General features: G+C 39.0%; 13 protein-coding genes. 10 read left to right on the top strand and 3 right to left on the bottom strand.

Annotated features, from left to right (window positions below; genetic code table 11):
- Positions 1-157 precede the first annotated feature (157 nt).
- From AC2SLL_RS06145 to AC2SLL_RS06110, 8 genes are all read left to right on the top strand, one after another.
- Positions 158-457 carry a type II toxin-antitoxin system Phd/YefM family antitoxin gene (locus tag AC2SLL_RS06145; protein WP_486530808.1) on the top strand — a complete coding sequence of 100 codons (300 nt, stop codon included), beginning with the start codon at positions 158-160 and terminating at the stop codon, positions 455-457.
- Positions 447-710 (top strand): Txe/YoeB family addiction module toxin, encoded by a 264-nt coding sequence (locus AC2SLL_RS06140; protein ID WP_486530807.1) that lies wholly within the window; start codon positions 447-449, stop codon positions 708-710. The genes AC2SLL_RS06145 and AC2SLL_RS06140 overlap by 11 nt, the downstream gene beginning before the upstream one ends.
- Positions 711-921: 211 nt before the next feature.
- Positions 922-2,157, top strand: a complete 1,236-nt coding sequence (gene prpF / locus AC2SLL_RS06135) for a 2-methylaconitate cis-trans isomerase PrpF (RefSeq protein WP_486530806.1) — start codon at positions 922-924, stop codon at positions 2,155-2,157.
- Positions 2,158-2,547: 390 nt separating this feature from the next.
- Positions 2,548-2,940: a hypothetical protein gene (locus AC2SLL_RS06130; protein ID WP_486530805.1), complete on the top strand. Its 393-nt coding sequence runs from the start codon at positions 2,548-2,550 to the stop codon at positions 2,938-2,940.
- A 451-nt stretch (positions 2,941-3,391) separates the two neighbouring features.
- On the top strand, positions 3,392-5,239 hold the full coding sequence (locus tag AC2SLL_RS06125; protein ID WP_486530804.1) for an ABC transporter ATP-binding protein: 1,848 nt from the start codon (positions 3,392-3,394) through the stop codon (positions 5,237-5,239).
- Between the two features lie 53 nt (positions 5,240-5,292).
- Complete coding sequence (locus AC2SLL_RS06120; protein ID WP_486530803.1) at positions 5,293-5,874, top strand: GNAT family N-acetyltransferase; 582 nt, start codon at positions 5,293-5,295, stop codon at positions 5,872-5,874.
- A 526-nt stretch (positions 5,875-6,400) separates the two neighbouring features.
- Complete coding sequence (locus AC2SLL_RS06115; RefSeq protein WP_486530802.1) at positions 6,401-7,795, top strand: DUF2868 domain-containing protein; 1,395 nt, start codon at positions 6,401-6,403, stop codon at positions 7,793-7,795.
- A gap of 75 nt (positions 7,796-7,870) precedes the next feature.
- Positions 7,871-9,529: a DUF3482 domain-containing protein gene (locus AC2SLL_RS06110; protein ID WP_486530801.1), complete on the top strand. Its 1,659-nt coding sequence runs from the start codon at positions 7,871-7,873 to the stop codon at positions 9,527-9,529.
- A gap of 140 nt (positions 9,530-9,669) precedes the next feature.
- Here the strand turns inward: AC2SLL_RS06110 and AC2SLL_RS06105 are convergent, their stop codons facing one another.
- The 3 genes from AC2SLL_RS06105 to AC2SLL_RS06095 all read right to left on the bottom strand — a co-directional run bounded on the left by AC2SLL_RS06105 (position 9,670) and on the right by AC2SLL_RS06095 (position 12,839).
- Positions 9,670-10,674 carry an ArsA family ATPase gene (locus AC2SLL_RS06105; RefSeq protein WP_486530800.1) on the bottom strand — a complete coding sequence of 335 codons (1,005 nt, stop codon included), beginning with the start codon at positions 10,672-10,674 and terminating at the stop codon, positions 9,670-9,672.
- Between the two features lie 78 nt (positions 10,675-10,752).
- Positions 10,753-11,037 (bottom strand): cory-CC-star protein, encoded by a 285-nt coding sequence (locus AC2SLL_RS06100; protein WP_486530799.1) that lies wholly within the window; start codon positions 11,035-11,037, stop codon positions 10,753-10,755.
- Positions 11,038-11,162: 125 nt separating this feature from the next.
- Positions 11,163-12,839, bottom strand: a complete 1,677-nt coding sequence (locus AC2SLL_RS06095) for a carbon starvation CstA family protein (RefSeq protein WP_486530798.1) — start codon at positions 12,837-12,839, stop codon at positions 11,163-11,165.
- A 338-nt stretch (positions 12,840-13,177) separates the two neighbouring features.
- Between AC2SLL_RS06095 and AC2SLL_RS06090 the strand changes: the two genes are divergently transcribed.
- Together AC2SLL_RS06090 and AC2SLL_RS06085 are read left to right on the top strand one after the other, a co-directional pair.
- Positions 13,178-13,846: a hypothetical protein gene (locus AC2SLL_RS06090; protein WP_486530797.1), complete on the top strand. Its 669-nt coding sequence runs from the start codon at positions 13,178-13,180 to the stop codon at positions 13,844-13,846.
- Between the two features lie 109 nt (positions 13,847-13,955).
- Complete coding sequence (locus AC2SLL_RS06085) at positions 13,956-14,519, top strand: hypoxanthine-guanine phosphoribosyltransferase (RefSeq protein ID WP_486530796.1); 564 nt, start codon at positions 13,956-13,958, stop codon at positions 14,517-14,519.
- Positions 14,520-14,523 lie beyond the last annotated feature (4 nt).

Here is a 14,523-nt window from a genome sequence, read left to right as displayed (position 1 = left end):
TTACTGATTGCTATATATGACGCACGAATACCTTAATTAAGTGTGTTTGTGCGTTTTTTATAACCAATGCTATATATCCTGTATTTACTATGACATAATATGTACTATATATTGTACAAGTTACTTATTAGACAAATTATTTATCAGGAAAATTAATATGAGAGTAGTTACTTTTTCAGAAGCTAGGCAACACCTAAAAGATGTCTTAGATGCCGTAGTAGAAGACGCTGATGCAACCATTGTTACTCGCCGCGATGCTGAAGATGCGGTTGTTATTTCCTTAGATTACTATAATAGTTTGATAGAAACCGTGCATTTATTAAAATCTCCAGCTAACGCTGCACATCTTGCCGAATCTATTGCACAATATAAATCTCAAAATATAAAAGAGCTAGACTTAATTGATGATGGGTTGAATAATGAAAACCTAGTTGGTGGGACGTTTAGTGAGGGATAGAAAGCTGGCATGGACAGACGCCGCATGGAAAGATTATCTATACTGGCAAACTCAAGATAAGAAAACATTAAAAAGAATTAATAAACTTATTATCGAGTGCAAGCGCACCCCATTTGAGGGTATTGGCAAACCTGAAGCTTTAAAAGAGAGTCTCTCTGGATTTTGGTCGCGACGAATTGACGAAACAAACCGCTTAGTGTATGCCGTTGATGATGACTACTTAACCATAATTGCCTGTCGTTATCATTATTAGGGTCGGTTATTGTTTTAGATTAGGGTCGGTTATTGTTTTAGGGTAGATTATCATTTGAGGTTGTCCCCCATATACGTTTGCAAAAAAAACACAAACAATGCCACTTCTGCTGTTTTCTATGCCTATTTTGGAACCATTTTAGCTATCAGCCGTCTTCATTTTTGAATGTTCAAAGACCCTAGTATCAAAAGCAAATAAAAAGGATTTATTGATGACTAAATCACGTTTTACCCCGCAAATCCCAGTTACCGCTACTTATATGCGTGGTGGTACTTCTAAAGGCGTGTTTTTTAACCTCTGTGACTTACCAGAACGCTGTCAGGTGGCTGGCGACGCTCGTAATAACTTTCTACTGCGTGTTATTGGTAGTCCAGATCCTTATGGCAAGCAAATTGATGGCCTAGGCAATGGCTCATCAAGTACATCTAAAACAGTGATTTTATCAAAATCTGATGTAGCAGACCATGATGTCAATTATTTATTTGGACAAGTGAATATCGGCAAGCCAATGATAGATTGGGCTGGCAACTGCGGTAACTTGACAGCTGCCGTTGGTGCGTGCGCCATTAATATGGGCTTAGTTAACGCTGAAAGAGTTAACCAAAGTATCAGTGATAATAATGAGAATGGGGTTTGCGAGGTACGCATTTGGCAACAGAATATCAGCAAAACTATTATCGCTCATGTACCTGTTTATAAAGATGAAAATGGTAAAGTGCAGGTTCAAGAAACGGGCGATTTTGAATTAGATGGCGTTACCTTCCCTGCTGCTGAAGTCAAAATTGAGTTTATAGACCCAGTAGACTCATCGAGTGATATGTTCCCTACAGGTAATTTAGTCGATGATTTTGATGTTTCGGGATGCGGATTAAAGTCTGACAAAGTAGAAGCCACGTTTATTAGTGCTGGTATCCCTACTATATTCATGAAAGCGGAAGACTTAGGCTTTACCGGCACCGAATTACAAGGCGATATCAATAGTGATAGTGCTACGCTGGCAAAGCTTGAGAAAATTCGAGCAAGAGGTGGCGTAGCGATGGGTGTGTTCGACAATGAGTCTGATGCACAAAGTAGCCAACATATTCCCAAAATCGCTTGGGTGGCACCTGCGCAAAGCTATACCTCCTCAAGTGGCAAAGACGTCAATGCTGCTGATATTGATCTAGTAGTGCGTGCCATGAGTATGGGTCAACTACATCACGCAATGATGGGTACAGCAGCAGTAGCCATTGCAGCAGCAGCAACCACGCAAGGTACTTTAGTCAATGAAGCTGCCGGTGGTGGTTCTTTAGAGGAAGTTAGGTTTGGGCATCCTTCAGGTACCCTATTGGTCGGCGGTAAAACAGAATTAGTAGAGGGCCGATGGCAAGCCAAAAAAGTGTCTATGAGCCGTTCAGCACGCCGTATTATGGTTGGTGAGGTTTACGTACCAGCCGATAGTTTTTAATCGAATTATCAGGTTTATATACAAGACTACTGTAATAACACGTATTAAAAGACCTCACTAACACAGCGTAGTGAGGTCTTTTGCGATTAACTATCATGAAATAGGTCATATTTATTAAGATTTATGGTTTGGGTAAAACTAATTACTCAAAAATAATTTTATAGGCATAGCTTTGCAAACAGTTAACAAAATCTTCATAAACCAAACAGTATTGAGAGTTATTATATCCGAACAAATGAAGTAGAAAGAATATACTACCTATTATTGCGTGTACTGATATAACGGATGTCAATCAATGAGGTTCACTACTTAAAATCGTAGTTGAGTTAGTTTAAGTTTATTGTTAACAAACAACTATCTTTATCTTAATCTATTTAAATTGAGGCAAATATGCTTATTAATTCAGCACGTACATTAAAACTACAACGAAAAACTATTGCTATGTGTTTTGCTGTTCCACAGGTTATAGCCTCTCGTATTTGGATGCTTTCTACCTCTCCAATCAACTCTACTGCATCACAACAAGAAATATATACCATGATTGCAGAGAAGCAAAAAGCTTTTTTGAAGTCTTTTAGTGATGTGAACTCGCAGATTATATCCTCACAAATGACGTTGGCACGTCAATGGATGTATGACTATCAAAGGTTTATTTTAGGCAACCCTGAGGGTTTCAATGACTTTGATAAACATATTGATAAAGAGACAATTAAAATCATGAATAAAGGTATCAGCCCTTATGCAAAAACAGTACAAGCTAATCAAAAGCGTTTATTAAAATAAGAACCTGTATTCACAAAATAAAGTTAGGGAGTTTTTATAATAAAGTGAATCATCAATACAATACAAAATTGAGTTGAATGGTCATTTTATTTAATTCTAATAACCAATATAAATCACTTGTCAGAGTCTTGTTGGTTGGCACTAAGTTGTTAATATATATTGATATTGAGCTTACATCATATGATTTAATACTTTTAATTAGGGTTAAGAAATAAGTCTTTCTTAACCCTAATTTTTTTAGTCACTAGAGGATGTTCTCATTTAGATTATGAAGGTACAATGAAATAAATTAGGGTCAAACACAAATGATCTTGAAGAAAATTGTAGTATATTAACTAGAAATAAGACACATTTTGAAGGAGGTTTAGCCCTTCTTACCAATACAATGTAAATCGCTGCCCATGAAAACAAATCATAGCGCCAAAATTGGTAATTAAATTATAGATAAAATATGACTACTCCCCCACGTAGTGTTCCACTTGATAACAAGCCGCCTACTAAAAAAACTGAAAGGGGCGCTTTGCTATGGTCGATATTAAAAAAACTGGCCGGATTTGCAAAACCATATCGACCGCTTATTATTCTTACTCTGATATTAACCGTTCTTGGGTCATTTACCGCTCAGGTTAATGCGTTCGTCCTAAAATACACCGTAGATACGTTAACCGATATTGCCGGCCTCCCCTACCCTTTGGCAAGAGGTATACAGTTATTGACTGTAATAAGTGTGGTGCTTTTAATAAAGGAGGTGTTGAACGCTGGAATATCCTTTGGTCAACGTTATTTTGGCGAAAGAATTCGTATTAACTTATCACGAGATTTATCGCAAAGAGTTGTTGACCGTATATTGACCTATCGTATGTCATTTTATACCAGTGAACAGAATGACAGCGGTAAGCTGCAAACCCGAATAGACTTAGGTGTCAGCAGCTTAACCAGCTTAGTACAAAACTTTTTTATTGATATGTTGCCATTATTTGCTACGGCAATCGTCTCTTTGGTCATCATGTTTAATGCCAACTTTTGGGTTGGCATGGTCGGTTTGATTATTGTGCCTATATATTTTTATGTCAGCCAAAAGCAGGCCAATCGGTTACAAGGTTTTCGCCGCCAAATGCGTCAGTTCCGCGAAGCCAAAAGCGGCATGATAATTTCATTGATTAACTCCATTACCGTTATTAAATCCTTTGTACGTGAGCCTATCGAGTCAAAAAAGCATTTTGACGTTCAAAAGGACATGACTGAAAACCAGCTGCGAATCCGCAGTATTGCATTTATTTACGATGCGATTAAAAGCTTTATTGAGCAGATTGGGGTGGTCGTCATTATTGTTTTGACCGCCTACTTTGTGTTAAACGATCAAATGACCATTGGCATGATTATGTTTCATGTGATGCTATTTCAAAACGTCGCGGCACCCATTCGCCAGATGCACCGAATTTATGACCAAATAAATAACGCATTAACCTATGCAGAAGGTTTTTTTGAAATCGTTGAAGATGACGAGCAAATTGAAACAGCTGGCGAGCTAACCTGTAAAGATTTACAGGGACACATTGAGCTCAAGCATGTCGATTTTAGTTATCCAAACGGTAAGCAAGCGCTACATGATGTTAGCTTTGAGATACACCCTAACCGCATTACCGCTTTAGTTGGTCTTAGTGGTGCTGGTAAAAGTACCATTATTAATTTACTGGTTAAATTTTACGAACCCAGTAGCGGTACTATTTGTCTAGATGGACGCAATTTAGAAGATTACAGTACTCAGGATTTAAGAGAACAAATTGGTTTGGTACTTCAAAAAAACCATATATTCTCAGGAACTATTAAAGAAAATATCAGCTATGGTGATATGGATGCCACCGATGATCAGATTATAGCCGCTGCAAAAAAAGCCTCAATTCATGAACAAATTATGGGCTTACCTGAAGGGTACGATAGTGAAGCCAAGTCTCTATCGGGTGGTCAACAGCAGCGCATCGCATTAGCACGCATGTTTTTAAAAGACCCGCCTATTGTGTTTTTAGACGAGCCGACCGCAAGTTTAGACGCCATAGCAAGCCAACAAATCAAGAGAAGTTTAGATTTAATTAAAAAAGATCGAACGGTGATTATTGTGTCACATAATATCTCTCAAATTATTGATGCTGACGATTTAGTCGTTATTGAGGAAGGACGTGTCATGGAGACGGGTACCCATGAAGCCTTATACGCCCAACGTGGTAAATATTATGAAATATTTAATGCCATGTCTGACAGTTTAAATCTCGATAAAATTAGTCAAACCTTAAAGACTTAAATTCTATTGCCCTGTAAATATTTTAAATCGCAATAACTTTTAAGATGTATTTTATGAGTATTATTTTTTCAATTAAAAATTTCAGTGCCTTATCCACCGTTGATTTATATTATATTCTACAGGCTCGCTCACAAGTATTTGTTGTTGAGCAGCAATGCGTTTATCAAGATATTGATGAGGTTGACTTCGACTCTCTACACTTGGTCGCGCATCAAGATAAGTCACTAATTGGCTACTGCCGAATTATTCCCCCCCAGTACACCCATAAACAAGATTTGAATGAGAAGCCAATGGCGGTTATTGGTCGCGTTTTAGTCTTGCTGGAACATCGCAGTAAAGGCTTAGCACGTCAAATTATGGCTGAGGCAATTCAACATTGTCGCCGTCACTACCGTAAACACAGCATTTTTATTTCGGCGCAGACTTACTTAATTGCATTTTATCAATCTTTGGGTTTTGTCACTCAAGGTGCCCCTTACCTTGAAGATGGGCTGGAACATATTAATATGGTGCTGGATGCACAACGTAAAACCAAACTCAAAAAGGCCCAATTAAATAAATTCAAGCCGCTAACCGTCTTACTGTATGTCATAGCAGCCGCCATAATTTTTGGTTTGGCCTATTTGCTTATATAACCAAGATAAAACCTTAACAGCATACTCACCCTTGATGCTGTAATGGCTTAATTAGTTTACTGAATAGTTTAGAGTCTGGTTTACGCTTTGCCTCGCTTTTTGGCTTATATTTTGCTTAGTTACTATCTTAGTTACTATCTTAGCTACTATCTTAGTTGCCATCTTAGTGACTCAGTTAATCCTTATGTTCTTATTGACTGAATGGTTACCACCCCTATTCATTCAGCATATATACCGTCCTGTCCTTGGAATATATTGAAACAACAAAATCAATTAATTTTAAGTACAATATCATCTAAAAACTATCCTCATTTAGAGGATAAGGGTAAAAATGAGATAAATTATTGCCGTATGCGAATCATTTTGAATGGAAAAAGTATATACGCTGGAAATCAAACCCAGTTTAGCGATAATGTGGTCGATTTGACCCATAAAATGTAAGTTACTGGCAATGAAGATAAAGTCTAGTATAAATTAACCATAACTAATGCATAACCAATGTATGCTATAGGACACAACGCTACCTATGTTATCAAAACAAGACCAATTGACCGAACTGGTGCGAGAGCTTGAAGTAAACAACCATGTTTTTGCCACTGACCCACTGCTGATTACCGAAAAAATGCAGGATGAAGCGGGCTCGCCAATCGAAAAGTTGCATAGGCGTGCCCAGCGTATTGATAGTAATGGCAATTTAAATAGCACTCTTAACAAGATAGATGGGCGTATTAAAGGCATTATTTTGATACTGAGCATTGTGTGGTGTATTTCAGGGTTTCTAGGTCTGTTTACCCTGCTACAAGCCAATGTGGTTAACTTCTTTTATGTTTTGGTATGTCTGCTCGGCTTTCATACACTTATGTTGCTTGGCTGGTTGGTTTTAACCATTATAAATCGTGGCAATCAGTCTCCCAGTATTTTTTCGAGCTTTATTAGCCCAAAAGCATTGATACGCGGTAAGGATGATGTTACGCAAGCGTCAGTAAATTTGTACGAGCGCCAATTACAGCATACCGGTATGCGCTGGTATTTAAGCAAATTCAGCCATCAGCTTTGGCTTGCCACCCTCACTGGTATGCTATTTGCGATTATATTTTTACTGGTTGTGCGTCAATATAGCTTTAGCTGGGAATCAACCATACTCTCAAACGAGGCATTGATGAGTTTAACGCATTGGCTTGGCTGGTTACCCAGTTTGGTTGGTTTTAATGTACCTGATGCCGATGCAGTTGTGCAAAGTAGACTGGTTACAGGAGTTATGCCCCTCAGTATTGCCCGCCAATGGGCGAGCTTATTGGTGGGTAGTTTACTGATGTACGGCATTGTGCCTAGAGCCATTGCTTGGGTATTTTGTACGCTGATGTTTACTCGTAAGAAGATGAGATTGGATATTAATTTGCCTTATTATCAAAAAATAATTAGCTTTTGGCAACGTAAAGTAATTGATGCAGATGATTTTGAGGAAAAAGTGGTTCCAGTAGCACCCATTGCAAAAATCACTAAAGGCAAAAAGTTAGTGGCCTTACTTGAATATCCGTATGCCAACCAAAATTGGTATCACTTTGATGACAGTATCGAGGTTCATAACTTTGGTATTGTAGACACCCGTGATGATATGGATAGATTGATTGATTACTTGAATAACAATGATGTTCAAGTGTTACTTGGTCTACATGTCCAAGCATTGCCTGACCGCGGTACGATGCGTAAGCTAGATAACATAGCCACTCATGCCAAACAAGGTCTGATTGTGCTGTTGTTAGATGAAGATAGCAATAATAATGAAAGTAGCACCATGAAACAAAGTAGCGAAAGCACTCAAAACAGCGACCTTTATGAAAGCAAATTAAAAAACAAAAAACTACGCCGTGACCAATGGCAAACTGCACTGGCAGAGCGTAATATTGGCTTAATGTCTTAAAAATTGAAAAATATTTAGGCTGGTAAAAGATTCAAGCTATTTATTAATATTAATAACTGAAACCTTGAGACACGTATGACGAATCAAACTAATAATAAACCATCTGGTGGTTTATTCAGCGATAAAGCCTTTGCAAAAGATACAGCGCCAAAGCAAGTAGAGAATAGTGCTAATAGTAGTGCGAATGCTCCTAGTAATAATGATGCTACTCACAGCACCGCAATGACCGAAGCTTTAGCATTGGATGGCACTGCCAATATAGCCGAAACTCATACCGCCAGTAATCAAAAAAGTATGTCAGAAATGATTAAGGAGACAGCAAAAACAACGCTTGCCAAGGATGAGCCATTAAGGCTGGCTGTGGTAGGTCACACCAATACAGGTAAAACCTCTATTCTTCGTACCCTACTCCGTGATATGTATTTTGGTAAAGTTCAAAACGAAGCAGCCACTACCCGTCATGTTGAACGCGCCCTAATTAGTGATAGCCAGACTGGCGAAACGCTCGTTGCTTTATTTGATACCCCAGGCTTAGAAGATGCCTCAGGGGTAATGGATTGGCTGGAGGACAATACCGCCAGTCGCCGCGATGGCATTGACAGATTACAACTATTTTTAGCCAGTGACATTGCTAAAAGTACATCAGATGGCGCGACGTTAACGACGGCTAATAATGATTATTCGCAAGAAGCCAAAGTCATCAAGCAATTACTGACAAGCGATCTGGCTATTTATGTGATCGATGCACGCGAACCTGTACTCGGTAAATATAAAGATGAGTTAACCATTTTATCTTGGGCGGCAATACCAGTGATGCCGGTGTTTAATTTTACCAGTGATCAAGATGCTAATATTACCGAGTGGCAAAACATGCTAGCACGTCGTAACCTGCATATATCCACTCGTTTTGATTCAGTGGCTTTTGAGTTTGAGGATGAAATGACCCTTTGGCAGAATCTTGCCACCATGCTGACTCATCCTGAAACACTTCATAGATTGATTGAGCGTCGACGCGCCGATTGGGAACAGCTTTATGAACAAGCTACCATTATTATTGCCGACTTTTTAATTAACGTTGCTGCCTATGTGCGTGAAATTGATGAAGATGACGACCCATTACCCGTGTTGAATGAAATGCAAGAAGCAGTGCGACAATCAGAGCGTGCTATGCAAAGCAAACTTATGAATCTCTATAAGTTTTATGACAATACTGCTGTAGTTACGCCCCTACAGCTACACGAATATCAGCAAGACCCTTTTGACCCTGAATTATTAAAAAGCTACGGCATTCGGACTACTTCTGGTGCAGCGGCAGGGGCTTTATTAGGGCTTGGTATAGATGCCGCTGCCTTGGGAACAACCATGGGATTGGGGGCAGCGATTGGAGGTATTGCGGGTGGTTTACTGTCAAACACCAGTAGCATCGCTGATAAAATCACAGGGGTAAAACGATTATACATCGACCCTGCTACCTTAACGCTATTAGCGACCCGTTCTGTTGACTTACTAGCATCACTACGCCATCGTGGTCATGCTGCCACACCTGATAGCCCAGTAGCAGAATTACAAGAACACACTAACCCACCTTGGGAGGCTAATAAGCTGCCCTCCGAGCTGAAAAAAGCACGTGGGAAGCCGCAATGGAGTAGCTTAGGTAAAAGTAACAGCGAACAAGCTGCTCAATTGCGCGCTGATGCCTCATGGTCGTTATCGAGTAAGCTTAAACGAAAATAAACGTTACCCTCTCATTAAGTCGGCTTAATTTTATTATCTGAGTATTATCAACATCTCGCTATTCTAAAACCCCACTAATAGCAAATCTAAAAATTGGTATAGCAATACAAAAAGTGAAATTAAAAAAAGTATAAACCTTGTTAATTCAGATCCTGCAACTCGTTAATCCCTCTAATATCAGTTTGTTGCAGTTCAATACCATACAATGGGTAGTCGTTAAAATGATGCTCAATGTCGCCAAGTAACTTCTGCTGGCGTGTGGCTCGTTGTTGCCAAAAAGTATCACTTTGTTTGGGGCTAATCAACTGATTAATGACAATAGCAGCTGGCGCTAATTTAGCTTCTTGTAGCTGACTTACTGCCCTTCTTGTCTCCTCAATAGGTAGGTTATCAGCCGTCATCACTAAGACGACAGCTGTTTTATTGCTGGCGTGCAACAGTTTGCCTGTTTTCGCAAATAAAGATTTACGTTTATTCAAGACGTCAACAGCTTTTTCACAGCGGTCCATAGGTTTTGCGGGCGCAAATGGATTGGCTAATTTGGATTTACCAAGAGTTGGCTTATGCGGGGCTAAGTTGTCTGCGGCACTTTTTAGCTTTGCTTGACGACGCTGCTGAGTTAATAATCCGTCTGTCCAAGCTTCCATCATCTCAGGTAGCACGAGCAAGCGCAGCGTATGCCCTGTTGGTGCGGTATCGAATATAATATGGTTATAATATCCAGACTCTACTGCATCGACTAAATGCGTACAAATTGCTTCCAGCATTGCTGCTTCTTGTGCGCCAGGTGCGCTTTTAGATAACTTAAGATGTTCTTTTATTTTAGGCATCATATCTGGATTTGCGTAGCTGCTTATGGTTCGTTCAACCTGTTTAAAGTGTTTATCTATAATCTCATTTGGATTAAGTTCAATAGCATCTAGATTCTGGTTTAAGGACGTTGTAGTGTTACTCAGCTTGTGATTAAAGACATCACCCAAGCTATGGGCAGGGTCGGTTGAAATGATTAATGTCTTGTCGCCTTGCGCGGCAAATTGAGTTGCTAAAGCTGCTGCTGTGGTCGTTTTACCCACCCCACCCTTACCACCAACGAATATGACTGGCATATGCACCAGCTGCTTCACTAATAAAGATAATGACTGCATATATGAATACCTGAAATGAAAGAAGGTAGAAAACTAAATAAAGTATTTAATTCCCAAAAGATACATTAGCAATAAATTTCAGCAGCAGCCCCCATGTTGTAATGGGCAGCGCGGCATTCCCATTCTAATATGCCAGTCATGAAATTTTTCTAAAAATATAGGTTGTAACTCAAGCGTGTAAAAGCTAGCAGGATTATCTATGCCCAAGCTCTCTGAAAACAGGAGCAGCATAAATAAATCTTCTTCTTCACGTGCCGCTCTTGCTAATGTTTGACGGTATGGTGCGTGATAAAATTCATTTAAACCGTCCAAAAAACGTTGCCAAGTTGATGTATCGGATGTGTCAGATGTATCATTAGCCATAGGATTTCCTCATTTATATAGCCCATATGTTTACTTGAAATCTTTAGTTCAGCCTAACTCTAATATGCTCAAAAAAACGCCAGCAATTGCCAGCGTTTTTACTTTAAAACCAAATTAAAAATTGATTATTTGGCAATCCCTTTATGTTGATTCCATTCGCGGCGTAACACCGAAAAGCTTTCGAAAGTTACCATAATTGTGGCTATTAAAATAATAATATCCATGATGATAAGCAACCAGTTGCCATCTTGATAAAAAGTCTTTAGCTGTAGTATCAAAGCAAATATTGCCATCACTAATAAGAAGGATAAAGGAGCTAAAGTATACCAGACAGCCTTTCCCTTTCTTAATAAGATAACAGTAACAACCATCAATGTTAAAGCGGCCATCAACTGATTAGTGGTACCAAACAGAGGCCAAATCATCATACCGCCAGAACCATCAATACCGCCAGCACCGAATGCAAGTAATAAACAGGTGCCCACTGCCAATAGAGTCGCGATACTGCCTTTTCTCAATGGGGGTAAGTTATATACCTCTCCAAACTCTTGGAAAATATAACGTTGAAGACGTACACCCGTATCCATTGTCGTACCTGCGAATAAGGCCGCCATAACGGTTAGAATAGTTTGCGATAATACAATCTCAATACCTACGCCAGCATTAAGAATAGTGGCACCACCATCAATGAATGCACCCACTGAACCGTCGCCGAATTTTTGATATACGGCTTCCCAGTCTCCTAAGGTCGCAAAACCTGCCGTAGCCGCTAAAATCGCGCCAAGTGCTAGCAAACCCTCACCTACAGCACCAAAGTAACCAACAAATCTTATATCTTCTTCTTTGTCGATTTGTTTTGACGTGGTACCCGTAGAGACCAGTCCGTGGAAGCCTGAAATGGCGCCACATGCGACTGTCACAAACAGTAGGGGTAACATAGAAGGAGAGCCTGCTGGCATATTGTGGTTAATAGCAGGCGCAACAATATCAGGTGTGGCTAGAAGTACAGCGCCATACAATAAGATCAAACCAATAAAAAGCTGTAATCCATTAATATAGTCACGCGGTTGTAGTAACATCCATACTGGAAGCAGAGACGCTACCGCAGCATAGACGAATAAAATAATAATCCATATGGCGTTATCTGGAAGCCCCAATACCGTCTCTGGTAATACGATTGGATACAATGTGCCCAGATAAATTAGCGAGTAAAGAGCAATTACCCCTAAAATAGAGACGATTGGTAAGCTCATTTTAAATCGATAAATACACTGGCCGATAATAGCCGCAACGACTAATGCCCCCCATACTGGGATAACTGCCGAGGGTGTTTTAATCATCATATTAGCTATAACGACAGCAAATACCGCATTAACCATAAGTAACAGCAGGAATATGACTACCATCATAAGTGTCCGTACTCGGCCACCCATGACTGAACCTGCAATAGAGCCAATAGACTGGCCTTTATTACGCACACTTGCCCAAACGGCAGACATGTCATGGACACCAGCCATAAAAATAGTACCTAATACGACCCAAAGAATGGCAGGTACCCATCCCCATATTACGGCTATCGCAGGACCAATTATAGGCGCTGCACCAGCTACTGATGTAAAATGATGCCCCCATAACACATATTTGTTAGTAGGCACATAGTCCACACCGTCTTTCATTGTATGAGCGGGTGTTACTATTGAATCATCTAACCCTAAAATATGTTTTGCAATATATTTAGAATAAAATAAATAGCCACACAACATAGCCAGTACACCAAATAATAGTACTACGGCACTATTCATGATAATCTCCTTTCATGATAATCTCCTCAAAGATAGATTTTTTTTGTAAAAGAGCTGTTTTTTAATAGCTTTTTTTAAAGAACTGTTGTTAAAGTTATTACTTTTAAAATTAATACATTTTATTAAGCTAAAAGTAACCCGTATTTGTTTTTATATCAATAATAGAGTTAAGATAATATTGATAAAGTTATAAGTGCAGTTATAAACTGCTTTTCAGTAAAATTAAACTTATATACAAATTATGGCAAGTGTTTTATAACATATTTACCTGAAGGGTATTAATAACTTTTAACCACCTTTTATCGATTTATTAAAAATATTACTCTAAAGGAGTCATGATGTCGTATTACTTCGGCTTTAAACCCTCTGAAAAACTATCAAAGATGCTTGATGACGTTTTAGAGCTACTTGATACTGAAAGTGATCAACCCTACTACATTTTAAGAAACAAAACTGCGAAACAAATAGGCCGGGAGCTTATCGAAAGCTTACTGGTCGAAATTATCAATATTATACCTAATGAAGAGCGTAAGGAAGCTATGAAAAAGGTGGTTAATACGATAGAAGGCTCTACTGAAACCATGCTAAATTTGCTCTTAAGTAAAGATAAAAACGCTGAGGTACTGCCAAATATTTATTACTTGCGCGACGAAACAGTATTTATCGATAATATGGGGGTTAGGCGTGTTGGCTGTCAACTTACCCCTGACGTCGCCCACTCAATCACCGATGCCTTTGCAAAAGCAAGTAATGATAAAGTGGATAGAGTACAGCTCAGTCAAGCCCTAATAACCTTGAATAATGTAGTACTTGAACACTTCATCTCAAGATTCTCACAAACCCTACCTCTAGGCATCATCAAAAGAAAATCAATACCTTTAGCTTATGCAGGCATCAGTAAAGGCATCGAGATGGCGGTAAATAAATTATTTCCTCAGCTTGACGATGACGCATTAACTAGACTTATTCGATTTTATCGACCTTTTATCATTGAGAAACCCGAATAAATGGAGCTTAACTAAGCTTTATTTGGTTTTTTAAGTAAAATAGTTCTATCATGCTTGGCTGAATAAAAAGACTTCTGTTAGAATAAAAATTTATCTAAGTGTATTTATTATGAGTCAAATCAGCAATCAAGAAATCGAACAAACATTACGCAATTCAGAGTGTCTGATTAGTAGTCTTGAGGTATCCGCTGCATATGAGCGTCTGGCGGCAACACTTAATTTGCATTACGCAGGTTTAAACCCTATTGTAATGGTTGTGATGAATGGTGGCTTGATACCTGCTGGTCAACTGTTGACTCATTTGACATTCTATCATCGTATGCACTATTTACATGCCACTCGTTATCGTGCAAATGAAGGTACGAATGAGTTGATATGGAAGTATAAGCCTGATGTGAGTGTTGAAGGTGAACATGTTTTGCTTATTGACGATATATTTGATGAAGGCATTACCTTAAAACAAATTGTAGACGCATTAGCTAAAGAGAACCCTGCGTCAATTGATTGCTGTGTGCTATTAAATAAGGTACATGATCGTAAAGTTAAAGACTTTGAAGTTGATTTTATTGGTTTAGATGTTGCTGATCGCTATGTCTATGGCTGTGGTATGGATTTTCATGGCTATTTACGTCATCTGCCAGGTATCTACGCCATTAAAGAAGATAAACCATAATTGT

This window comes from Psychrobacter sp. CX97 (assembly GCF_057396285.1).
Note: the sequence above shows the minus strand (reverse complement) of the source record. Positions and strands in the feature narration are given on the sequence as shown.